This window comes from Rhodococcus sp. AZ1, assembly GCF_054979605.1.
The window spans coordinates 42,039-64,908 of the sequence record NZ_JBUEQF010000005.1 but is presented as its reverse complement, the minus strand read 5'-3'; the positions used below and the strand labels follow the sequence as shown (position 1 = coordinate 64,908).

The following is a 22,870-nucleotide window of genomic DNA, read 5'->3' as shown; positions in this document are numbered from 1 at the left end:
GACGATGTGATCGAGCGAGGCTGCGCCGAGCCGACCATGTGATCGAGTACCGTCGGTCGGGCCATGACCAGACTGCTGTGCCGCGGTGCTCAACTCAGGGATCAGACGCGTGCGCGAGGGCGATCGTGACCCCGCGCAGTGCGCGTTCGGTGGTGCCGGGGCCCGGGCGCCTGGGGCTGGTGGGTGACACCGCCGCTGCCGATCTCGCGCGCATCGGCTGGAACGACGCCGAGAGCATCGAGGTGATGTGGTCGCTCTCGCGTGCACCGGACGCCGACCTTGCTTTGCGCACCCTGGTCCGGTTGGCCGATGCACTCGCCGACGACTGGGGCGTGCTCGATACGGCCCTGCGCTCCGATCGAGGACTGCGGGGGCGCCTGCTGGGGTTGGTCGGCTCGTCGAGTGCTCTTGCCGATCACCTCGTCGCCGAGCCCGCGCGGTGGCGGCTGCTCGCCGATCATCGACCGACGCTGCCCACTGCCGACGAGCTGTCGGCCACCATGCTCGCGGTGGTCGACGGCACCCGCGAGCCGGGTACCGAGCCCGAGGATCGTCTCTTCCGGGCGGGTGTGGTGGGCCCGAAGGCGATCATGGCGCTGCGCGAGGCGTACCGCGATCAGGTGATGTTGTTGGCGGCGGCGGACCTCGCGGCCACCGTCGAGAACGAGCCGGTGATCGCGTACGAGGCGGTGGCCCGACACCTGGCGGACCTGGCCGATGCCGCCCTCACCGCGGCCCTCGCGGTCGCCGTCGCCACCGTGTTCCCGGACGAGCCGTGCGGGGTGCGGCTCGCGGTCATCGCGATGGGCAAGTGTGGTGCGCAGGAGCTCAACTACGTCTCGGATGTGGACGTGGTGTTCGTGTGCGAGCCGGCCACCGGCGCGGGCGCACGGCTGGCGGGGGAGATGATGCGCATCGGCTCGTCGGCGTTCTTCGAGGTCGACGCGGCGTTGCGGCCGGAGGGCAAACAGGGTGAGCTGGTACGCACCCTGGACTCGCACGTCGCGTACTACCAGCGCTGGGCCAAGACGTGGGAGTTCCAGGCGCTGCTCAAGGCACGCGCGATGACCGGAGACCTGCGCCTGGGCCGGGACTACGTTGCCGCGCTGAGCCCCATGGTGTGGACCGCGTGCGAGCGCGCGGACTTCGTTGCCGAGGTGCAGGCCATGCGGCGGCGAGTGGAGTCGATGGTTCCACCGGAGCTGCGTGAGCGGGAGATCAAGCTCGGCCGCGGCAGCCTGCGCGACGTCGAGTTCGCCGTCCAACTTCTGCAGTTGGTCCACGGACGGTCGGACACCTCCCTGCACGTGCCGGGCACCGTGGAGGCGCTCTCGGCACTGGCCGCCGGCGGGTACGTCGGGCGCGACGACGCCGCCAACCTCACCGCGTCGTACGAGTTCCTGCGTCTGATCGAGCATCGACTGCAGTTGCAGCGCATGAAGCGCACGCACACCCTGCCTCCCGACGACGACGACGAGTCGCTGCGGTGGCTCGCGCGCGCCGCTCACATGCGCCCCGACGGCAGCAACGACGCGCTGGGGGTGCTGCGCGGGGAGATCAAGCGCAACGCGGTGCGAATTCGCCGACTGCACGCGCGTCTGTTCTACCGCCCGCTGCTCGAGTCGGTGGCGCAGATGGACGCCGACCAGCTTCGGCTGAGCCCCGATTCGGCCACCCGCCAGCTCGCGGCGCTGGGTTACGCCTCGCCTCAGCACGCGCTCGGGCACCTGTCGGCGCTGGTGGAATCGGGCACCCGACGCGGACGCATCCACGCCCTGCTGCTGCCGACGCTGCTGGAATGGCTCGGCGACACACCCGACCCCGATGCGGGACTGCTGGCGTACCGGCGGTTGGCCGAGTCGCTGGCCGAGCAGACCTGGTTCCTGCGGCTGATGCGCGACGAAGGTTCGGTGGCCCAGCGGCTGATGCAGGTTCTCGGTTCCTCGGCGTACCTGCAGAACGTGCTGCTCAATGCGCCCGAGGTGATCCGGCTCTTCGCCGACGGGCCCACCGGACCGCGATTGCTCGACAGCGATCCTGCCGAGACCTACAACGCGATCCTGGCCGCTTCCGCTCGACACGAGGACCCGGTTCGGGCCGTCGCTGCGGCGCGGTCGCTGCGGCGCTACGAACTGGCGCGCATCGCCTCGGCCGACATTCTGGGTCTGCTGGACGTGCCGCAAGTGTGTCGCGCGCTGTCGTCGGTCTGGGCCGCGGTGATCAACGCCGCGCTCGATGCGGCGGTGCGAGCGAGCGAGGCCGAGCGCGGTGAGCCGGCTCCGGCGTCGATCGCGGTCATCGGCATGGGCCGACTCGGCGGTCTCGAGCTCGGCTACGGTTCCGACGCGGACGTGCTCTTCGTGTGCGAACCGACCCCTGCGTCAGAGGACGACGCTGCTGCGGTGAAGTGGGCGAACGCGATCGCCGATCGCGTTCGCACGCTTCTCGGCTCACCGAGTCAGGACCCACCACTCGAGGTGGACACCGGTCTGCGGCCCGAGGGTCGCAGCGGACCCGTCGTGCGCACGCTCTCGGCCTACGACGCGTACTACAGCCAGTGGGCGCAGCCGTGGGAGGTGCAGGCGCTGCTGCGGGCGCACCAGGTGGCCGGTGATCAGGATCTGGGCGTGCGCTTCCTGTTGATGGCGGACAAGGTGCGCTACCCGCAGGGTGGGGTGTCGCCGGAGGCCGTCCAGGAGATTCGGCGAATCAAGGCTCGCGTGGACTCGGAGCGGCTACCCAAGGGGGCCGATCCCACCACGCACACCAAGCTCGGTCGAGGCGGTCTCGCCGACGTCGAGTGGACGGTGCAGTTGGTGCAGTTGCGACATGCTCACCGGGTGCCGTCGCTGCACAACACCTCCACGCTCGAGACGCTCGACGCCATCGACGAGGCGGGTCTGCTCGAGTCCGAGGATGTCGCGCTGCTGCGCGATGCGTGGTTGACCGCCACGAAGGCGCGCAACGCGCTGGTACTGGTGAAGGGCAAGCCCACCGATCAGTTGCCCGCGTCCGGCAAGGTCCTCTCGGCGGTTGCGCAGATCGCGGGATTCGGCAGCGATTCCGGCGAGTTCCTCGACAACTATCTGCGCGTGACCAGGCGGGCCAAGCAGGTGGTGGAGACGGTGTTCGGCGGTCGGTGATCGGCCGGCGTCGGCAGCGCGCAGGACGACGACACCCACCCGCACCGAGTCGGTGCGGGTGGGTGTCGAGTGTGTCGAGGTGGCTGCGAACTCAGCAGTCGTAGTACAGCTGGAACTCGTACGGGTGCGGACGCAGGTTGACGGGCGCGATCTCGTTCTCCCGCTTGAGCGAGATCCAGGTCTCGATCAGGTCGGTGGTGAACACCCCACCGGCGGTGAGGTAGTCGTGATCCTGCTCGAGGCGATCGATCACGTCCGCCAGCGAGGTCGGTGCCTGGGGGATGTTCTTGGCCTCCTCGGGCGGCAGCTCGTAGAGGTCCTTGTCCACCGGTGCCAGCGGCTCGATTTTGTTCTTGATGCCGTCGAGTCCGGCCATCATCTGCGCGGCGAACGACAGGTACGGGTTGCCGGAGGCATCCGGTGCGCGGAACTCGAGGCGCTTGGCCTTGGGGTTGTTGCCCGTGGTGGGGATGCGCACGGCGGCGGAGCGGTTGCGGCCCGAGTACACCAGGTTGATCGGGGCCTCGTAGCCCGGCACCAGGCGGTGGTAGGAGTTGATGGTCGGGTTGGTGAACGCCAGCAGCGACGGCGCGTGGTGCAGGATGCCGCCGATGTAGTGACGTGCCAGATCCGACAGACCCGCGTAGCCCTTCTCGTCGTAGAAGAGCGGCTTGCCGTCCTTCCAGAGGGACTGGTGCACGTGCATGCCGGAGCCGTTGTCACCGAAGAGCGGCTTGGGCATGAAGGTCGCGGACTTGCCGAACTGCCAGCAGGTGTTCTTGACGATGTACTTGAACAGCTGCAGATCGTCGGCTGCCCGCAGCATGGTGTTGAACTTGTAGTTGATCTCCGTCTGACCACCGGTGCCCACCTCGTGGTGCGCGCGCTCGAGTTCGAAGCCGGCGTTCTGGAGGTTGGTGGAGATGGCGTCGCGGATGTCGACGTAGTGGTCGTAGGGGGCCACGGGGAAATACCCGCCCTTGGGGCGGACCTTGTAGCCGAGGTTGGGGGAGCCGTCGAGCTCGGCCTCCGCGCCGGTGTTCCAGGCGCCGGCGCCGGAGTCGACCTCGTAGAACGCGCCGTTCATGGCGGAGTCGTAGCGCACGGAGTCGAAGATGTAGAACTCGGCCTCCGGGCCGAAGTAGGCGGTGTCGGCGATGCCGGTGCTGGCCAGGTACTCCTCGGCCTTGCGGGCGACGTTGCGGGGATCGCGGCTGTAGGACTCGCGGGTGTAGGGGTCGTGGACGAAGAAGTCCATGTTCAGCGTCTTCGCGCGGCGGAACGGGTCGATCTGTGCGGTGCCGTAGTCGGGCAGCAGCATCATGTCGGACTCGTGGATGGACTGGAAACCGCGGACGGAGGAACCGTCGAACGCGAGCCCGTCTTCGAGGGTTTCCTTGGTGAAGGCCTTGGCTGCGATGGAGAAGTGCTGCTGGATGCCGGGGAGGTCGGTGAAGCGGATGTCGACGTACTCGACTCCCTCGTCAGCGATGTGCTTGATGACCTCTTCGGCCGTGGTGAATGCCACGCTCATGCTCCTTCTGTCGGTTGTGAACACCCTGTCGATATGAACAACTGTTCACGTGCGGGCAACGTCGGCCTCGCCGACAACACGGCAAGGTAACGCCAACTCGCACGTTATGGAGGCGGTATTGCGCCCCCGTCAATCATGTGTTTCGTCGGTGTTACGCATAGCAGCCGCGGCAGCACGCTCGCGGCACCACCGCAACCCTCCCGACGACGATACCGACGACATCTATCCTGGACCGTATGGCACGAATGACTGGGTCCTGGCTGTCCGGATCGAACTCGGCACTACCGAGCGACCATGACACCGAGCAGGCATATCAGGGTGAGAAACTCGGCCTTCCGAAGTTCGGGCCCGGCGCGTTGGCGCCGACTCCGCGACGGGTGGCGGCCCTGTTCATCGATTGGCTCATGTCGATGGGCGTCACGGCACTGATCCTCGGCGGCAACCTCGGCGGTGCGAACTTCTCGACGCTGACCCTGGCGGTGTGGTTCGTCATCGGGGTGATCACGGTGACGCTCTTCTCCTTCACCCCGGGCCAGCTGTTCATGGGAATCCGGGTCGCGCGAGTCGACGCCCCGGGCGGGGTCGGGTTCGTCCGCGCCCTCGTCCGGCAGCTGATCATCTCGTTCGTCATTCCCCCCGTCATCACCGACGTCGACAGCAGGGGCATGCAGGACAGGGCCACCGGCACCGCTCTGGTGTACGCGCGCTGAGCGTCAGCGGCGCCTGATGGTGCGCTGCATCCCCTTGGTCTTCGCGCCGCCCGGGATCGGACCCTTGGGGATGGCGGGTCCGCCGCGCGTCCCCAGCGCCGACAGGCGTGACTCGATGCTGTCCATCCGCTTGGAATTGATGTTGCGCGGCAGCTTGTTCATGTACTTCTGCAGCTGAGCGAGCGGTATCTGACCCTCGTCGTTACCGACCACCACGTCGTAGATCGGGGTGTCGCCCACCAGGCGGGCCGTCTTCTTCTTCTCCTGAGCGAGAAGGGACTTCACCCGCTGCGGTGATCCCTCGGCGACCAGGATCACGCCGGGTCGACCGATCACGCGGTGCACGGCGTCGAGCTGGGTGGTCCCGGCCACGGCCGTCGACACCCGCCACGAACCCTGCATGTTGTCCAGCGCCCACGCCGCGGCGCCGGCCTGCCCGTCGGCCTTGCGATACACCGATTTCTGCACGCGGCGACCGAAGATGATGAACGCCACCAGCACACCGATCAGCAGACCTATCGGCAGCAGGAACCACTCACCGCCGATCAGCAGCCCGAGCACGAAGAACAGGGCACCGAAGCCCACGATCGAGCCGATGATCAACGGCAGGAGGAGCTTGTCCTCCTTGCGCTGCATCTGGAACGCCTGCCACAACTGTGCGCGCCGCTCCTTGGAGGCCTTCTTGCGTGCCGCCTTCGCAGCGGCCTTGGCCTCGCTGGAGGGCTTTCCCTGGGTGCCTTTCGCCATGCCCTAAACAATAGGCCCCGACGATGCGCGCCCGTGCGGGGTGCTCAGCGAGCGAGACGGGCAATCAGTGCGCCGGCCTCCTGCGCGGACTCACCACCATCGGCGAGGTGGGCCATGTTCGGCGGGATGGGGCGTCCGTGGTGAACCATCGCCTGCGCGTAGAGTCGCCCCGCGCGGTACGACGAGCGCACCAGCGGACCGGCCATCACACCGGCGAATCCGAGGGCGCGAGCGGAGTCGGAGTGCTCGACGAACTCCTCCGGCTTGACCCACCGGTCCACCGGATGGTGGCGCGGCGACGGCCGAAGGTACTGGGTGATGGTGACGATGTCGCAGCCGGCCGTGCGCAGGTCCGACAGCGCCTCGGTGACCTCGTCGGGTCGCTCGCCCATCCCGAGGATCAGGTTGGACTTGGTGACCAGGCCTGCGTCGCGGGCCGCGGTGATCACGTCGAGGCTGCGCTGGTACCGGAACGCGGGACGAATGCGCTTGAAGATCCGCGGCACGGTTTCGACGTTGTGGGCCAGTACCTCCGGTCGCGAGGAGAACACCTCGGCAAGTTGGTCGGGGTCGGCGTTGAAATCAGGGATCAGCAATTCCACGCCGGTGTCGGGGTTGAGCCTCTTGATGTGGCGCACGGTCTCGGCGTAGAGCCAGGCACCGCCGTCGTCGAGATCGTCGCGTGCGACGCCGGTGATGGTGGAGTACCGCAGACCCATCGTGGCCACCGATTCGGCCACTCGTCGCGGCTCGTCCCGATCGAGCTCGGCGGGCTTACCGGTGTCGATCTGGCAGAAGTCGCAGCGGCGGGTGCACTGCTCACCGCCGATGAGGAACGTCGCCTCGCGGTCCTCCCAGCACTCGTAGATGTTGGGACACCCGGCCTCCTCGCACACGGTGTTCAGTCCACCGCGCTTGACCAGGTTCTTCAGCTCGGTGTACTCGGGGCCCATCTTCGCTCGCGTGCGGATCCACGACGGCTTGCGCTCGATGGGGGTCTGCGAGTTGCGAACCTCGAGACGCAGCAGTTTCCTGCCCGGCGGAACGACGGATTCGCGATGGTCGGCGGGGGAGTCGGTCACCTGTCGATCCTACGGACGCCGACCGGTCGACGCATGCGGCCCGGGACCGGTCGATGCGTGCGGTCGGTCGAGTGCATCGATCACCGCCGCCTCCACGGCGTCGATCACGTCGGCCACACCGACCGTGCGGCCGAGTTCGCGGCTCACCGAACTCACCCCCGCGTCGGCGATCCCGCAGGGGACGATGCGGTCGAACGCCGTCAGATCGGGGTCGGCGTTGAGGGCGAACCCGTGCAGGGCGACACCGCGCTGCACCCGCACCCCGATCGCCGCGATCTTGCGTTCGGGCATCGGCACACCGCCGATCACCCCGGCGGGTACCCACACTCCCGATCGGCCGTCCACCCGGCCACAGTTCAGCCCGAGGTCGCTGCACACCGCGATCAGTGCTGCTTCGAGGCGACGGACGTACGCCACCACGTCGATGGGCGACGCCAGCTTCACGATCGGGTAGCCCACCAGTTGGCCCGGGCCGTGCCAGGTGATCCGCCCGCCCCGATCGACCTCGACCACCTCGGTTCCGTCGACGGGTCGGTCGGTGTCGGCGGTGCGTCGACCGGCGGTGTACACCGACGGATGTTCGAGCAGCAGCAGAGTGTCCGGGCCCTCGTCGGCGGCGCGGGCGTCGGCGAGTTCACGCTGGAGCTCCCACGCTCGCAGGTACTCGACCACGCCGAGCCGGCGCACCTGCATCGCCTCGTCGGCCTCGCGCGCCGAGCCCACGGTCACGACCGGCCGACGGCAGCGGCGAGGGCGTCGTCGATGGTGGGGTGGGTGAAGGTGAACCCGGCCGCCTCCAGTGCGGCGGGGACCGCTCGCGGGCCGCTGAGGATCGCCTCGTCCGCGAACTCGCCGATCGCCGCCGAGATCACGAAGCCCGGTACCTTCCACGGGGCGGGCCGACCGTACGCGCGGCTCATCGCGGAGTTGAACTCGGCGAAGGTCACCGCGGTGGGGCCGGAGAGATTGATCGGCCCCGAGACGGTGTCGTGTTCGAGCGCGAAGACGATCGCATCGACCTGATCGGTGAGGGAGATCCACGGGAAGTACTGGGTGCCCTTGCCCAGCGTGCCGCCCAGCCCGAACTTGTAGAGCAGGTTCAGCTTTCCCAGCATGCCGCCGCTCGGTGCGAGCACCACCGATGTCCGCAGCAGCACCACGCGCACCCCGGCAGCTGCTGCCGGAGCGGTGGCGCCCTCCCAGTCGCGGCAGACGTCTGCGAGGAAACCCGTACCGGCAGGGGCGGTTTCGTCCACGACGCGACTGCCGGTGTCGCCGTAGAAGTTGATGCCGCTGGCACTGATGAGGGTGGGCACCCCCGACGCGACCGCAGCCCGCGCGAGAACATCGGTGGGCGTGATCCGGGAGTCACGGATGGCCTGCTTGTACGCCCCGCTCCACCGCTTGTCGCCGATGCCGACACCGCACAGGTTGACGATGGCGTCCACACCCTCGAGCGCGGACGGGTCCACGCCGGATCCTGAAGGGTCCCACCGCACTTCGTCATAACCGGACGGCGCGCGGCGCACCAGACGTACCACCTCGTGACCACCGCGACGCAGCGTGGCGGTCAATGATGTTCCGATCAGGCCGGACGATCCGGCGATGACGACGCGCATGGCAACCTCGTTCCGTCGGGCAGGGTTGTTGGAGGCAGGGTTGTGAGGTGAGGCGGCGGCCTACAGACCGAGATCGGCCTCGAAGGCGCCCTCCTCGAGCCGCTGCTTGATGGTGGTGAGGAAGCGCCCGGCGTCGGCCCCGTCGATCAGTCGGTGGTCGTAGGTCAGCGGCAGGAAGCACATGGACCGGACGCCGATCGACTCGCTGCCCGACTCGTCGGTCACCACCACCGGACGCTTGACGATCGCACCGGTGCCCAGCATCGCGGCCTGTGGCGGCACGAGGATCGGGGTGTCGAACAGAGCGCCCTGGCTGCCGATGTTGGTGATGGTGAACGTGCCCCCGGCCAGCTCGTCGGGCTTGAGGCCGTTCGAGCGGGCCCGAGCGGCAATGTCCGCGATGGCGCGGGCGAGGCCGGCCAGCGAGAGGTCGCCCGCGTTGTGGATGACGGGGGAGAGCAGACCCTGCTCGGTGTCGACGGCGATGCCGAGGTGTTCGGCGTCGTAGTAGGTGATCTCCTTGGCGTCCTCGTCGATGCTGGCGTTGACGTTGGGGTGCACCTTGAGCGCTTCGACGACGGCCTTGGCGAAGAACGGCAGGAACGTCAGGTTGACGCCCTCGCGCTCGGCGAAAGTTGCCTTGGCCCGCGCACGCAGGTTTGCGATGCGGGTGACATCGACCTCGAAGGTCTGCGTGAGCTGCGCGGACGTCTGCAGCGACTCGCGCGTCTTCTTCGCGGTGATCTGGCGAATGCGGTTGATCTTCTGCGTGGTGCCGCGCAGACCCGCCAACTCCGGGCGCGGTGTCGGGGCGGCAGCCGGAGCGGATGGGGCTGCAGCGGCGGGCGCGGGCGCCGGGGCCGGCTTTGCGGCCTCGGCAGCGGCGAGCACGTCCTGCTTGCGGACGCGGCCACCGACACCGGTGCCCTTGACGGTGGCGAGGTCGACGTTGTGCTCGGCCGCAAGCTTGCGCACCAGCGGCGTCACGTACTGCGCTGCGCCCGACGACTGCGCGGGTGCGGGTGCGGGAGCGGGAGCGGGTGCAGGCGCCGGAGTCGCGACGGGAGCGGGCGTCGGTGCAGGCGCGGGTGCGGGTGTCGGTGCAGGCGCGGGTGTCGGTGCCGGAGCCGCGACGGGTGCGGGCGGGGGCGTCGGTGCGGGCGGTGCGGGTGCGGGTGCTGCGGCAGGTGAGCCGGTGCCGACCACGGCGAGCTGCCCACCCACGGCGACGGTGTCGTCCTCCTGCGCGGTGATCTCGAGCAGGGTGCCCGCAACGGGCGAGGGGATCTCGGTGTCGACCTTGTCGGTGCTCACCTCGAGCAGCGGCTCGTCCACTGCGACGGCGTCGCCGACGGCCTTGAGCCAGCGGGTGACGGTGCCCTCGGTGACGGACTCGCCCAGCTCGGGCATCGTCACCGGCGTGCCCGACGCGGCGGGTGCGGCAGCCGGAGCTGCGGGAGCCGGGGGAGCAGAGGGCTCGGGAGCGGCAGCGGCGGGCGCGGGAGCCGGGGGAGCAGAGGGTTCGGGAGCGGCAGCGGCGGGAGCAGGCGCGGCGGGAGCAGGCGCGGCGCTCTCGCCGGCCTCACCGATCTGGGCGAGTTCCCCGCCGATCTCCACGGTGTCGTCCTCGTGGGCGATGATGCGGGTGAGCACGCCGGCGACGGGCGAGGGGATCTCGGTGTCGACCTTGTCGGTGCTCACCTCGAGGAGCGGCTCGTCGACGGCGACGGTGTCTCCCTCCTGCTTCAACCAGCGTGTGACTGTTCCCTCGGTGACGCTTTCGCCGAGGGCAGGCATCTGGACGGAGAAGGCCATCTCTGTTGACTCCTAGAGGTGTTGGTGTGGCGTCGACTCGTGGTCGTGACCGGTGTGCAGTCGTAGCGGCCCGAGGTGCGGCCGCGGCAGGTTCATCCTGTCACTTCTCCTCCGGCCGTGTTGCCATAGCCGCACCGTCGTCGCGCAGGCGTCGGGAAACTTTTTGGCACACTCGAATGTAAGCACTGTTGCGCGTCGGTCATTCCCCGCTGGTGATCGACCCATTACCGAGGAGTAGCCGATGGGCCTGTTCGACCGTCTCCGCGTGCGCAGGTCGCGCCGCACGTCGGGTCGAGCTGCTGCGACCGATCTGCAGTACCTCGAACAGTGGGCTCGGGCACGCACCGGTGTCGAGGCCTACGTCGAGCCGCAGACCACGGTGACGCCGCTGACGGTGGTGCTGATCGCCGTGGACGGAGAGTGGACGCGTCGGCCCATCGGCGGTGAGGCCGGTGCCCGACGACTAGGCAAGGACCTGAAGATCCCGGTCTACGACGTGCGCAAGACCGGTTATCCCCAACGCATGCGCGACCACGACGCCCGCGTGCGGATCCTCGAGCGGCGCCGCCGAGAGGCCGAGTAGGGCCGCCTCGGCGACCACAGGTCAGCCGTTGCTCGCAATGTCCTCCAGCGCGGCGAACATGGTTCGCACCGGCACCCCGGTGCCACCCTTGCCGGTGTGGCCGAAGGGTGCGCCGGTGTTGTACGCCGGGCCCGCGACGTCGATGTGCGCCCACTGCACGCCCTCGGCCACGAACTCCTTCAGGAAGAGCCCTGCCGCGAGCATTCCGCCCCACCGGTGATTGGTGACGTTGGCCAGATCCGCCACGGAAGAATCCAGGTCCTTGCGCAACTCGGCCGGCAACGGCATCGCCCACCCGTTCTCGCCGACGCTGCGCGAGAGCGCGGCGACCCGATCGCGGAACTCCTCGGTGCCCATCACGCCCGGTGTGCGATTGCCCAGCGCCACCATCTGCGCACCGGTCAGGGTTGCGGTGTCGATGAGGTAGTCCGGTCCCGCCTCGCAGGCCAGCACCATCGCGTCGGCGAGGATCAGGCGCCCCTCGGCGTCGGTGTTGATCACCTCGACGGTGATGCCCCCGTACTGGGTCAGCACGTCGCCGGGTCGCTGGGCGGTGGCCGACGGCATGTTCTCCGCCATCGGCACGTAGGCGGTGACCGTCAGGGGCAGTCGCAGCTGGGCGGCGAGCACGACCGTGGCGATCACCGCGGCGGCACCGGCCATGTCGGAGGTCATGTTCTCCATGCCGGCGGCGGGCTTGATCGAGATTCCGCCGGTGTCGAAGGTGATGCCCTTGCCCACCAGCGCCACCGACTTCTCGCCGCCGCCCTCGTAGCGCAGGGTGACCAGGCGCGGAGGTCGCGACGAGCCCTTGCCCACGCCGATGATGCCGCCGAAGCCGCCCGCCTCGAGTTCGGCCTCGTCCTTGACCTCGACGGTCAGACCCGCCGCCTCGCCGAGTTCGCGGGCGCGGTCGGCGAACTCGGCGGGGTACAGGTGCGAGGGCGGGGTGTTGGTGAACTCGCGAGCGGTGGCGACGGCGGTGGCGATGGCCGTCGAGCGAGCGAGGTCCGCTGCGGCGGCCTCGGTGTCGGGGACCAGCAGCACCACCCTCCCCACGCGGACGCCGTCGGGCTTCGGTGCCGACAGCTCCGACTTGAAGGAGGTGAACTGGTAGGCACCGAGAAAGAACCCCTCCGCCGCCGCGGCAAGGTCGACGGCGGACAGGGTGGTCGCCACCGCGGTCAGACCCGTGCACGAGCGGGCGACGACACCGGCGGCGCGCCGCACGGTCTCGGCATCGGGATCGGTGCCCAGACCCACCGAGATCACCAGCGGAGCGCCCGTGCCCGCCGGTGCCGGGATGCGGGTGATCTGCTCCACCGCGCCGCTCGCCCCGACCACCACGAGCGCTCGGAGGATCTCCGCCGCGGCGTCGCCGAGATGGTGCGCGCCCACCAGGGCCGGCTCGTCGCCGCCGGTGAGCCCCACCACGACGGCGTCGAGGGCTGTGTCCGCTCCAGCGAGTTCGATACTGGTCGCGGCGGCGAGGTCGGGTCCGAGGGCGTGTGTGCTCACGTGGGCAACTCCTGTGGTCGGTGTGCGGCGGTACCACGATGCTAGGCCCGACGCCGATCGGCGTCCGATACCGTGCTGGTCATGACCGACACCGACCTGCTGCAGGGACCCATCCGTGACCGGCACGAGTCGCTCGGAGCAACCTTCGCGGAGTTCGGTGGGTGGTCGATGCCGGTGTCGTACGCGGGCACCGTCACCGAACACACGGCGGTGCGCACCACCGTGGGTGTGTTCGACGTCAGCCATCTGGGCAAGGCCCTGGTTCAGGGCCCCGGTGCGGCGCGGTTCGTGAACTCCACTCTCACAGCCGATCTCGACAAGGTTGGGGCCGGCGGCGCGCAATACACGTTGTGCTGCAACGACTCCGGTGGTGTGATCGACGATCTGATCGCCTACCGGGTCGGCGACGACGAGGTGTTCCTGGTTCCCAACGCCGCCAACACCGCAGCCGTGGTGGCCGCGCTGACGGCTGCGGCCCCGGCGGGCATCACCGTCACCGACCTCCACCGTGAGTACGGAGTGCTCGCGGTGCAGGGGCCGCGGTCGACCGACGTTCTGACAGCGCTGGGTCTGCCCACCGACATGGACTACATGGGTTTCGTCGACGCCACGGTGACCCTGCCCGCGGCGCCGGGATCGACACTGCCCGCGGCGTCGGGATCACGAGTTCGGGTGTGCCGCACCGGCTACACCGGCGAGCACGGATACGAACTGCTGCCGACGTGGGCGGACACGGGAGCGGTGTTCGACGCCGTTGTGGCCGCGGTGCGCGAGATCGGCGGGGAGGTCGCCGGTCTCGGCGCCCGCGACACCCTGCGCACCGAGATGGGGTACCCGCTGCACGGGCACGAGCTGTCCCCGTCCATCACGCCGCTGGAAGCGCGCTGCGGGTGGGCCGTCGGGTGGGGCAAGGCGGAGTTCTTCGGGCGGGCGGCGTTGCTGGCGCAGAAGGGCGAGGGAGCGCCTCGCACCACCGTGGGTCTGCGGGCCACCGGTCGGGGAGTACTTCGGCCGCAGCTGACCGTGCTGCGTGACGGGGCACCCGTCGGCGTCACCACGTCGGGCACCTTCTCACCGACGCTCAAGGTGGGTATCGCTCTCGCGCTCGTCGAGGCCGGATCGCTCTCGGTGGGCGATCGCGTCGAGGTCGACGTGCGGGGCCGCGCCGTCGAAGCCGAGGTGGTACGACCGCCGTTCGTCGAGGCCCGTACCGCTGGCTGAGCAGCACCCGAAAAGCATGCTGCCTGCCCGGTAGGGGTGGATTACGATGACCGAATGATCGAGTTCACCCGAGTCCCGCACCCGTCCCCGACGTCCGACGAGGCACGCGATGCGGTACTGGCGGCACCGGGTTTCGGGGCGCACTTCACCGATCACATGGTGGTCATCGACTACACCGAGGGCGTGGGGTGGCACGACGCGGTGCTCACCCCCTACGCCCCGTTCGAGATCGACCCGGCAGCGATGGTGCTGCACTACGGCCAGGCCATCTTCGAGGGCCTCAAGGTCTACCGGCAGCCCGACGGGTCGCTGGCAGCCTTCCGTCCCGAGGCCAACGCCGAGCGCCTGCAGTCCTCGGCATCGCGGATGGCCATGCCGGCGCTGCCGGTCGAGCTCTTCCGGGAATCGATCGAGCAGCTGCTGTCGGTCGATCACGCCTGGGTGCCCGCCGCGGGCGGCGAGGAGTCGCTCTACCTGCGTCCGTTCATGTTCTCCACCGAGGTGGGCCTGGGCGTGCGGCCGGCGAAGGCCTATCGGTACATCCTCATCGCCTCCCCGGCTGGCGCGTACTTCCCGCGGGGCGTCAAGCCGGTGAGCGTGTGGTTGTCCACCGAGTACGTGCGGGCCTCACCGGGCGGCACCGGTGCGGCGAAGTTCGCCGGCAACTACGCGGCGTCGCTGCTCGCGCAGGCGCAGGCCGCGGACGAGGGCTGCGATCAGGTGGTCTGGCTCGACGCGATCGAGCGACGATACGTCGAGGAGATGGGCGGGATGAACCTGTTCTTCATCTTCGGCAACGGCCCGGACGCTCGACTGGTCACCCCGTCGCTGAGCGGTTCGCTGCTCCCCGGCATCACCCGCGCCTCGCTGCTCACCCTCGCTGCGGACGCAGGGTTCATCGTCGAGGAGCGCCGCATCGACACCGACGAGTGGCAGAAGAAGGCCGAGTCCGGTGAGATCACCGAGGTGTTCGCGTGCGGCACGGCGGCCGTGATCACCCCGGTGGGTCGCGTGAAGTCGGCCGAGGGTGAGTTCACCGTCGGTGACGGCGGCGCCGGCGAGCAGACCATGGCGCTGCGGGACACCCTCACCGGCATCCAGCGCGGCACCTTCGCCGACACCCACGGCTGGATGAGCGTCCTGCGCGTCCGCTGACGCACACCGGGGTCTCCCTCAGCGGGAAACGGTGAGGCACAGCACCAGCACAGCTGCGGTGGTCAGCTCCATCAGAGCCCCGAGAACGTCACCGACCAGCCCCCCGAACCGGCGAACGCAGTGGCGCACGAACAGTGCCCCCGCTCCGAGAATCGCCACCGCCCCGACACTGCCCACCCACCAGGTCGGTGCCGTCGCCGCACCGGCCACCACCACGGCGAGCGCGAACCACGCCAGGACGGGCAGGGGCGCGACCGTGCCCGCCACGAGGGCGCCGAAGCCGGTGTCCGCCGCCGGTGCGATACCGCGCCGACAGGCGATCACCACTGCCACCCGGGCCACGGTCGCGGCGACCACGATCGGGGCAAGCCGGTGCTCGGCGGCGAGGGTGCCGATGGTCGCCGCCTGCAGCCCGAGGACAAGTGTCAGTGCGGCCACCCCGAACGGGCCGGCGCCGCCGGACTTCATCACCTCGCGGGCACGCTCGGGACCGCCGTAACAGCCGAGACCGTCGGTGGTGTCGCTGAGCCCGTCCAGATGCATGCCGCGCGTCGACACCGCGTGAACCGCCACGGCCAGCAGGCCGACGACCATGCTCGGAAGACCCAGTGCCGCAGCCCCGTACGCCGTCGCCGCCATCACGGCGCCGAGGAGTGCACCCACGACGGGCGCGGTGACGATCACCGATCGGCCGACCGCTCTGTCGACCTCGGTGGCCCCGCGCACGGGGAGCACCGTCAACCAGGACAGTGCCGTGCGGAGCCCGCCGAGCACGCTCAGGCGCCGTCGGCCGTGCTGACGCCCGCGGAGTCGAACGTGGCCATGTACACCAGGCTGTTCACCGCGGCCGCGAGGATCGGCAGGGCCGTCAGCGCACCGGAGCCCTCACCCAGACGCATGGACAGGTCCAGGATCGGATCGAGTGAGAGATGCTCGAGCGCAAGGGAATGCGCAGGCTCGGTCGATCGGTGACCGGCCACCCACCATGCCTTGGATCCGGCGGCCGCATCCTCGGCGACGAGGGCTGCCGCGGTCACGACGACCCCGTCGAGGATCACCGGGGTGCGCCGTACCGCGGCCTGGATGAGGAAACCCGTCATGGCCGCGAGGTCCGCACCGCCGACGGTGGCCAACAGCGCCCACGGATCGCGCACCACCGGCCGAGCCCGTCGCATCGCGTCCCGGATCGCCGCGGTCTTGCGAATCCACCCGGCGTCGTCGACCCCCGTGCCGCGACCGACTGCGGCCACCGGCTCGGTGTCGGTGAGGGCGGCGATCAGCACCGTTGCCGGGGTCGTGTTGCCGATACCCATGTCGCCGGCGATCAGCAGATCGGCGCCGCTGTCGACCTCCTCGTCGCAGATCGTCCGGCCGGCTTCGAGCGCGCGGCGCACCTCGTCCACGGTCAGGGCATCCTCGCGGTCGATCGATCCGCTCGACCGGCGCACCTTCAACGTCGAGCCCGGCGCGTCGGTGTCGACGGCGATGTCCTCCACGCGCACCGTGGCGCCCATCGTCGCCGCCAGCACGTTCACCGCGGCCCCGCCCCCGGCGATGTTGGCGACCATCTGCGCGGTCACCGCAGGCGGGTAGGCCGAGACCCCGTGGTGTGCGATCCCGTGATCACCGGCGAAGACCACCACCCGCGGGCGGGCGAACTCGGCGGGCGGGCACTGGCCCTGGCACGCGGACACCCACTCGGCGAGCGCCTCGAGGCGGCCCAGTGAACCCGCGGGTTTGGTCAGGGTCAGTTGCCGGGCCCGCGCCGCCGCAGCTGCCTGCGCATCCGGTGCCACCACATCGGCGAAGAGAGGTTCGGTTGTCACCGTGGGCCTTTCGCGTTCACTTGAGGGTGGTGGTGAGCCCCGCCACCACCAGATGGACTCGATCGCACAGCGCCGCCAGGCGTGCGTTGAGCGTTCCGATCTCGTCCTGGAACAGTCTGCCCGCCCGCGTCGGCGGGATCACTCCCAGCCCCACTTCGGGCGTCACCAGCACCACGTCACCGGTGTGGCGGGTGATCGTGTCCACCAGCCGATCGACCGTCGGTGCGATGGTGCCGCGGGGCCGCTCCCACGCGTCGGCGTCGTCGATCGCGCCGGTCAGCCAGGTGCCCAGATCGTCGATCAACACCGCGGCGGCGTCGTCCGTGGCGGTAAGGACGCTCGCGACGTCGTCGGCCGCAGTGATCTCCACGGTTCTCCAGTGCTCGGGGCGAGTGCGCCGGTGGGCCTCGATGCGCGCGGTCCAGTCGGCGTCGTCGACGCGTCGGCGGCCGGTGGCGATGTAGAGCACCGGTCCCTCGCCCACGCACCGCTCACCGAGCGCGGATTTGCCCGACCGTGCGCCGCCGAGCACCAGCGTGCGCATGCTCGCCGCTCAGATCGCGTCGCCGGGGCTCACGCGCGGTTTCGGTGCGCGCATGCGACGCAGCTGTGAGGCCCGCACGAAGACGTACCAACCCAGACGCGCCCCGCCGTCGGTGGAGTCGGGGAATCGCTCGGCCACCGCGCGGTTGACCCGCCGAGCCAGCAGGACGCCGTCGATGACGAGGAAGATCATCAGGATCGTGACGGTGAGCGTGACCAGCGCCTGCAGCCGCGGCGCGAGGAACAGGGTCACGAACACCACCAGCGCGAGGGGGATGAACAGCCCCAGCAGGCTGCGGCGGGAATCGACGTAGTCACGGGCGAAGCCACGCACCGGTCCCTTGTCCCGAGCGAGGAGGAACTTCTCCTCACCGGCCATCATGCGAGCGCGGCGATCGGCGGCGTCGGACCGGCGCGCGGCGGCGGCGGCCTTGCGTTCGGCACGCGTGCCGCGGGTTGCCTTGCGCCGGGCGCGGGCCTCCTTCGCCGTCATGGGCGCGGGGGCCACCGGGCCGCGGCGCCGAGCCTGCGCGTCGCGGCGCTTGGGGGTGGGGCGACCTTTGCCCTCGCTGGGTGCGCTCGGTGCGGGATCGGTACCGGTGGCCGCTGCCGTGGACAGCTCGTCCTCCCGCGGCGCGCCGAAGCGTGGCATCTTCACGCCACCCAGGTTATTCGACGCGCACCCCCCGGCGAGCATCGAGGTGCTCGACGGACGTCGGTCCGTGCTGACGGGGCGGCCGAATCGCCCTACACTTCGGGCGGTGCGCGTGATGATCGCTCCCGATTCCTTCGGTGACACCCTCACCGCCGTCGAGGCCGCCGCCGCGATCGCCGAGGGGTGGGTTCGCGGGCGCCCTGACGACGAGATCGTCGAGCTCCCGCGATCGGACGGCGGGCCCGGCTTCGTCGACGTTCTCGCCGCCGCTCTCCCGACCTCGGTTCGCCGCACCCTCACCGTCTCCGGTCCGCTGCGAACTCCGGTCGAGGCCACCTGGCTCCAGGACGGGTCCGACGCCTATGTCGAGGCCGCAGCGGCGTGCGGTCTGCACCTGCTCGGCGGGGCGCCGAGCCGGCAGAGCAGCCTCGACGCCCACAGCACCGGTGTGGGCGACCTGATCGCCGACGCCCTCGCCCACGGTGCGCGCACCGTCGTGGTGGGGCTCGGTGGCAGCAGCTGCACCGACGGCGGTCGCGGGATGATCGATGCCCTCGGCGGTGTGGAGGCCGCCCTCGGTCGGCTGCAGGGGATCGAGCTGATCGCCGCCACCGACGTCGAGAACCCCCTGCTCGGAGAGCTGGGCGCGGCGGCGGTGTTCGGGCCGCAGAAGGGTGCCGACGTCACCGCCGTGGTCACCCTCGAACAGCGCAACGCCGATTGGGCCGCGGTGCTCGCTGCCGCGACCGGTCGTGACGTGACCGCCGAGCCCGGTGCGGGTGCGGCGGGTGGAATCGGCGCTGCCCTGCTCGCCGTGGGCGCGGAGCGGGTCTCGGGTGCGGAGGTGGTGGCGCGGCGAACGGGCCAGGATGCCACCCTGGCCGCCGCCGATCTCGTGATCACGGGCGAGGGCAGGTTCGACTCGCAGTCGCTACGCGGCAAGCTGGTCACGAGCCTGGCCGGGGCGGCGGCGCGGCACGGCGTGCCCACGGTGGTGGTGGCCGGGCAGGTGGCGCTCAGCGACGCCGAGATCGCGGGCGCGGCCATTGCCTCGGCGCACTCGCTCACCGATCACGCCGGTTCCGTCGAACTCGCGATGAGTGATGCCCGCGGCCAGCTCGTGGGCCTGGCAGCACGCATAGCCGCGGCGTACCGGCCGGGGTGAACTCGTGGAATAGTGCACCCACGGGTACCGTTGGCAGTACCGAGAAGGTCCAGGTGCTCCGGTGACCGACCGGCTGCGACCTCATCGAGAGGGAGATCCCATGACCGTTCAGAACGACGCGACCACCGATACCGCCACCAAGGTGGCCACCCACGGTGTGATCATGACCGACTCCGCCGCCTCGAAGGCCAAGGCGCTGCTCGACCAGGAAGGCCGAGACGATCTCGCCCTGCGGATCGCCGTCCAGCCCGGTGGGTGTGCGGGTCTGCGCTACCAGCTCTTCTTCGACGACCGTTCCCTGGACGGGGATCTCGTCGCCGAGTTTTCCGGTGTCAAGCTCGCGGTGGACCGGATGAGCGCCCCGTACGTCGAGGGTGCGTCCATCGACTTCGTCGACACCATCGAGAAGCAGGGCTTCACCATCGACAATCCCAACGCGACCGGCTCGTGCGCCTGCGGCGACTCGTTCAACTGACGCTCGCGCTCACCTGACCGACCGGCGACGCCGGCGCTGCTCGGCGGCGCCGGCGTCGCCGTGTGTACTCGACACGAGAGGCCCCCGGACGTGACCATCGCTGTTTCCGGCTCGATAGCCACCGACCACCTGATGCGGTTCCCCGGTCGATTCGCCGAGCAGTTCCTCGTCGACCAGCTCGCCCACGTATCCCTGAGCTTCCTCGTCGACGACCTGGTGATCCGGCGCGGCGGTGTCGGCGGCAACATCTCCTACGCGCTCGGCGTGCTCGGTGGTTCACCGCTGCTGGTGGGGGCCGTGGGGGCCGATTTCGCCACCGAGTACCAGCCGTGGCTCGAGTCCAACGGCGTCGACTGCAGCGGGGTGGCGGTCTCCACCTCCGCGCACACCGCGCGATTCGTGTGCACCACCGACGAGGACATGGCTCAGATCGCCTCGTTCTACCCGGGGGCGATGAGCGAGTCGAGGGACATCTCGATCGCCGACATCGCTGCCGACCGCGAACTCGACCTGGTGCTGATCGGCGCGCACGATCCGGACGGGATGATCGCTCACACGCAGCAGTGCCGTGACCTGGGCATCGCCTTCGCCGCCGACCCGTCCCAGCAGCTCGCCAGGCTCACCGGTGACCAGGCGCGCGCGTTGATCGGCGGCGCCACCTACCTGTTCACCAACGAGTACGAGTGGGGTCTGCTGCTGCAGAAGACGTCGCTGAGCGAGGACGAGATCCGCGCGCAGGTGGGCCTGCGGGTGACCACCCTCGGCTCGCGCGGTGTCGCCATCGTCGACAGCGACGGATCGACCGTGCACGTCGACGTGGTGCCCGAGAACGGCAAGGTCGACCCCACCGGCGTCGGGGACGGGTTCCGCGCCGGGTTCCTGCACGCCCGCTCGCGGGGCCTTAGCCTCGAGCGAGCCGCGCAGCTCGGATCGTTCGTGGCGGTGCTGGTGCTCGAGACCACGGGCACGCAGGAATGGACCCTCGTCCGCGAGGACGCCGCCAAGCGTCTGGCCGGTGCGTACGGCGACGAGGCGGCCGAGGAGATCCTCGCGGTCCTGCCCGTCTGAGCTCGCCCGCCCTACAGGCGGACGGGATAGGTGGGTTCGGCGATGGTCGGGGTGATCCGCTTCTCCACGAAGATCGCGTGCCAGATCATGAACACCAGCACCGTCCACAGTCGGCGGCTGTGATCGATCGGGCCCGCCCGGTGCTCGTCGAGCATCCGCACGATCATCGCCTTGTCCAGGAGGTGATCGGTCTGGGACTCGGCGATCTGGGTGCGGGCCCAGTCGAAGAGTTCCGGCCCGGCCAACCAGTGGCGCAGGGGCACCGGGAAGCCGAGCTTGGCGCGTTCGAGCACATGCGCCGGCACGATGCCGTCGAGTGCCCGTCGGAGAGCGAACTTGGTGGTCGCCGGAGTGATCTTCTGCTCGAGCGGCAGCTGCTCGGCCACCCGGAACACCTCGGAGTCCAGGAACGGCACCCGCAGCTCGAGCGAGTTGGCCATGGTCATCTTGTCGGCCTTGACCAGGATGTCCCCGCGCAGCCACGTGAACAGATCCAGGTGCTGCATCCGCGCCACCGGATCCCACCCCACGGACTGCGCGTAGATCGGGGCGGTGACGTCGGTGTGCGCCCATTCGGGACGGAACTCGCGCAGCACCGCACGCAGCCGCGCGTCGTCCCAACTGCGGGCGTTGCCGTAGTACCGCTCCTCGAGGGTCATCGAACCGCGGTGCAGCAGGCTCTTGCCGCGGGTTCCCTCGGGAATGATCTCGCTCACCCTCCCCGCCAGTCGACGCAGACCGCCCGGAAGCCGGTCGAACGTCGACAGTGACAGTGGCTCCCGGTAGATGGTGTAGCCGCCGAACAGCTCGTCCGCACCCTCACCGGAGAGCACCACCTTCACGTGCTTGCGGGCCTCCTTGGCCACGAAGTACAGCGGCACCAGCGCGGGGTCGGCCACGGGGTCGTCGAGGTACCACACGATCTCGGGGATCGACGCCGCGAACTCCTCGGGCCCGACCACCTTGACCACGTGCCGGGCGCCGATGGCGGCGGCCGACTCGGCGGCCACATCCACCTCCGAGTAGCCCTCGCGCTCGAAGCCCGTGGTGAACGTGATCAGGTTCGGGTTGTGCCGCATCGCGAGTGCGGCGATGGCCGTCGAGTCGATACCCCCGGACAGGAACGAGCCGACCGTCACATCGGCCCGCATGTGCTTGGCCACCGAATCCTCGAGCGCCTCCGCGATCGCCCGGTACCGGCTCTGCTCGGTGTTCGCAGCGAACGGGCTCACCGGGAACCGCGGGTGGAAGTACCTGGTCTGCACTGGTGTGCCACCAGGGGAGACGCGGGCGAAGCAACCGGATTCGAGTCGACCGATCGCCGAGTGCAGCGTCAGCGGCTCCGGCACGTACTGCAGAGCGACGTACTGAGCGATCGCGCGAGCATCGAGACCCTCACCCACCTGCAGCGTGGGCAGCAACTCCAGCAGTGACTTCTTCTCGCTCCCGAATGCCGTCCCGCCCGGACCGCTCGCCCAGAACAGCGGCTTGATACCGAACGGATCGCGCGCCAGGAACAGCTCGCGGGTGACGGTGTCCCAGATGGCGAAGGCGAACATCCCGCGTAGGCGTTGCACCGCACTGTCGCCCCAGAAGTGGAAGGCCGCCACGATGGCCTCGCCGTCGCCCTCGGTGGCGAAGGTGGCGCCGTGCTCGGCGGCCAGGGTCTCGCGGAGCTCGATGTAGTTGTAGATCTCACCGTTGAAGATCAGCGCGTAGCGGGTGGGGTCGTCCGCGGGACCCCACCGCAACGGTTGGTGCGAATGCGCGATGTCGATGATCGCGAGGCGGTTGAAGCCGAACACCACGTCGTCGTCGTTCCACGTGCCGGGATCGTCGGGACCGCGGTGTCGCATGCAGTGACACGCCCGGTCCACCGCCTCGACGACGCCGTGCGCGGAGGCGTCCGATGTCAGCAGTCCCAGCAGTCCACACACAGCGTCGAACCCCTCTTCTCTCACCCGGTCGGTCGGCCCCCGGCGCCTCGCCGATCCACGGCGGTCGGCGTCGA

Annotated in this window: 20 protein-coding genes; 8 read left to right on the top strand and 12 right to left on the bottom strand. The window is 69.8% G+C overall.

Annotated features, from left to right (window positions below; all coding sequences use genetic code 11):
* The first annotated feature begins 122 nt into the window (after positions 1–122).
* Positions 123–3,143 carry a bifunctional [glutamine synthetase] adenylyltransferase/[glutamine synthetase]-adenylyl-L-tyrosine phosphorylase gene (locus tag ACY48E_RS07880; RefSeq protein WP_462871808.1) on the top strand — a complete coding sequence of 1,007 codons (3,021 nt, stop codon included), beginning with the start codon at positions 123–125 and terminating at the stop codon, positions 3,141–3,143.
* 91 nt (positions 3,144–3,234) lie between these two features.
* Here the strand turns inward: ACY48E_RS07880 and glnA are convergent, their stop codons facing one another.
* Positions 3,235–4,671: a type I glutamate--ammonia ligase gene (glnA, locus tag ACY48E_RS07875; RefSeq protein ID WP_462871596.1), complete on the bottom strand. Its 1,437-nt coding sequence runs from the start codon at positions 4,669–4,671 to the stop codon at positions 3,235–3,237.
* 242 nt (positions 4,672–4,913) lie between these two features.
* Here glnA and ACY48E_RS07870 point away from each other — a divergent pair, with 242 nt between their 5' ends.
* Positions 4,914–5,387 carry an RDD family protein gene (locus ACY48E_RS07870; RefSeq protein WP_462871595.1) on the top strand — a complete coding sequence of 158 codons (474 nt, stop codon included), beginning with the start codon at positions 4,914–4,916 and terminating at the stop codon, positions 5,385–5,387.
* 3 nt (positions 5,388–5,390) lie between these two features.
* Here the strand turns inward: ACY48E_RS07870 and ACY48E_RS07865 are convergent, their stop codons facing one another.
* The 5 genes from ACY48E_RS07865 to sucB are packed head-to-tail and all read right to left on the bottom strand — an operon-like array spanning position 5,391 to position 10,650.
* A complete protein-coding gene (locus tag ACY48E_RS07865) occupies positions 5,391–6,134 on the bottom strand; it encodes a DUF4191 domain-containing protein (RefSeq protein WP_462871594.1) in 744 nt (247 codons plus the stop codon).
* A gap of 44 nt (positions 6,135–6,178) precedes the next feature.
* Positions 6,179–7,216 (bottom strand): lipoyl synthase, encoded by a 1,038-nt coding sequence (lipA, locus tag ACY48E_RS07860; protein WP_462871593.1) that lies wholly within the window; start codon positions 7,214–7,216, stop codon positions 6,179–6,181.
* Positions 7,217–7,225: 9 nt separating this feature from the next.
* Complete coding sequence (gene lipB / locus ACY48E_RS07855) at positions 7,226–7,945, bottom strand: lipoyl(octanoyl) transferase LipB (RefSeq protein WP_462871592.1); 720 nt, start codon at positions 7,943–7,945, stop codon at positions 7,226–7,228.
* Positions 7,942–8,835, bottom strand: a complete 894-nt coding sequence (locus tag ACY48E_RS07850) for a TIGR01777 family oxidoreductase (RefSeq protein ID WP_462871591.1) — start codon at positions 8,833–8,835, stop codon at positions 7,942–7,944. The genes lipB and ACY48E_RS07850 overlap by 4 nt, the downstream gene beginning before the upstream one ends.
* A 60-nt stretch (positions 8,836–8,895) precedes the next feature.
* Complete coding sequence (gene sucB / locus ACY48E_RS07845; RefSeq protein ID WP_462871590.1) at positions 8,896–10,650, bottom strand: 2-oxoglutarate dehydrogenase, E2 component, dihydrolipoamide succinyltransferase; 1,755 nt, start codon at positions 10,648–10,650, stop codon at positions 8,896–8,898.
* 241 nt (positions 10,651–10,891) lie between these two features.
* Here sucB and ACY48E_RS07840 point away from each other — a divergent pair, with 241 nt between their 5' ends.
* Positions 10,892–11,233: an oxidoreductase gene (locus ACY48E_RS07840; protein WP_462871589.1), complete on the top strand. Its 342-nt coding sequence runs from the start codon at positions 10,892–10,894 to the stop codon at positions 11,231–11,233.
* Between the two features lie 21 nt (positions 11,234–11,254).
* On the opposite strand, the gene ACY48E_RS07835 is transcribed toward ACY48E_RS07840, so the two are convergent.
* Complete coding sequence (locus ACY48E_RS07835) at positions 11,255–12,751, bottom strand: leucyl aminopeptidase (protein WP_462871588.1); 1,497 nt, start codon at positions 12,749–12,751, stop codon at positions 11,255–11,257.
* A gap of 81 nt (positions 12,752–12,832) precedes the next feature.
* Here ACY48E_RS07835 and gcvT point away from each other — a divergent pair, with 81 nt between their 5' ends.
* Both gcvT and ACY48E_RS07825 read left to right on the top strand, forming a co-directional pair.
* A complete protein-coding gene (gene gcvT / locus ACY48E_RS07830) occupies positions 12,833–13,972 on the top strand; it encodes a glycine cleavage system aminomethyltransferase GcvT (protein WP_462871587.1) in 1,140 nt (379 codons plus the stop codon).
* A gap of 54 nt (positions 13,973–14,026) precedes the next feature.
* Positions 14,027–15,127 (top strand): branched-chain amino acid aminotransferase, encoded by a 1,101-nt coding sequence (locus tag ACY48E_RS07825; RefSeq protein ID WP_462871586.1) that lies wholly within the window; start codon positions 14,027–14,029, stop codon positions 15,125–15,127.
* An 18-nt stretch (positions 15,128–15,145) separates the two neighbouring features.
* Here the strand turns inward: ACY48E_RS07825 and ACY48E_RS07820 are convergent, their stop codons facing one another.
* The 4 genes from ACY48E_RS07820 to ACY48E_RS07805 are packed head-to-tail and all read right to left on the bottom strand — an operon-like array spanning position 15,146 to position 18,154.
* Complete coding sequence (locus ACY48E_RS07820) at positions 15,146–15,901, bottom strand: adenosylcobinamide-GDP ribazoletransferase (RefSeq protein ID WP_462871585.1); 756 nt, start codon at positions 15,899–15,901, stop codon at positions 15,146–15,148.
* 2 nt (positions 15,902–15,903) lie between these two features.
* Complete coding sequence (cobT, locus tag ACY48E_RS07815; protein ID WP_462871584.1) at positions 15,904–16,953, bottom strand: nicotinate-nucleotide--dimethylbenzimidazole phosphoribosyltransferase; 1,050 nt, start codon at positions 16,951–16,953, stop codon at positions 15,904–15,906.
* A gap of 16 nt (positions 16,954–16,969) precedes the next feature.
* Positions 16,970–17,497 carry a bifunctional adenosylcobinamide kinase/adenosylcobinamide-phosphate guanylyltransferase gene (locus ACY48E_RS07810; protein ID WP_462871583.1) on the bottom strand — a complete coding sequence of 176 codons (528 nt, stop codon included), beginning with the start codon at positions 17,495–17,497 and terminating at the stop codon, positions 16,970–16,972.
* 9 nt (positions 17,498–17,506) lie between these two features.
* Positions 17,507–18,154, bottom strand: a complete 648-nt coding sequence (locus ACY48E_RS07805) for a DUF3043 domain-containing protein (RefSeq protein ID WP_462871582.1) — start codon at positions 18,152–18,154, stop codon at positions 17,507–17,509.
* A 103-nt stretch (positions 18,155–18,257) separates the two neighbouring features.
* Here ACY48E_RS07805 and ACY48E_RS07800 point away from each other — a divergent pair, with 103 nt between their 5' ends.
* From ACY48E_RS07800 to ACY48E_RS07790, 3 genes are all read left to right on the top strand, one after another.
* Entirely contained in the window at positions 18,258–19,316 is a 1,059-nt protein-coding gene (locus ACY48E_RS07800) for a glycerate kinase family protein (protein WP_462871581.1), read from the top strand.
* A gap of 100 nt (positions 19,317–19,416) precedes the next feature.
* Positions 19,417–19,791 (top strand): HesB/IscA family protein, encoded by a 375-nt coding sequence (locus ACY48E_RS07795; protein ID WP_462871580.1) that lies wholly within the window; start codon positions 19,417–19,419, stop codon positions 19,789–19,791.
* 90 nt (positions 19,792–19,881) lie between these two features.
* Positions 19,882–20,859, top strand: a complete 978-nt coding sequence (locus tag ACY48E_RS07790) for a carbohydrate kinase family protein (RefSeq protein ID WP_462871579.1) — start codon at positions 19,882–19,884, stop codon at positions 20,857–20,859.
* 11 nt (positions 20,860–20,870) lie between these two features.
* On the opposite strand, the gene asnB is transcribed toward ACY48E_RS07790, so the two are convergent.
* Positions 20,871–22,796 carry an asparagine synthase (glutamine-hydrolyzing) gene (gene asnB, locus ACY48E_RS07785; RefSeq protein WP_462871578.1) on the bottom strand — a complete coding sequence of 642 codons (1,926 nt, stop codon included), beginning with the start codon at positions 22,794–22,796 and terminating at the stop codon, positions 20,871–20,873.
* Between the last annotated feature and the right edge of the window lie 74 nt (positions 22,797–22,870).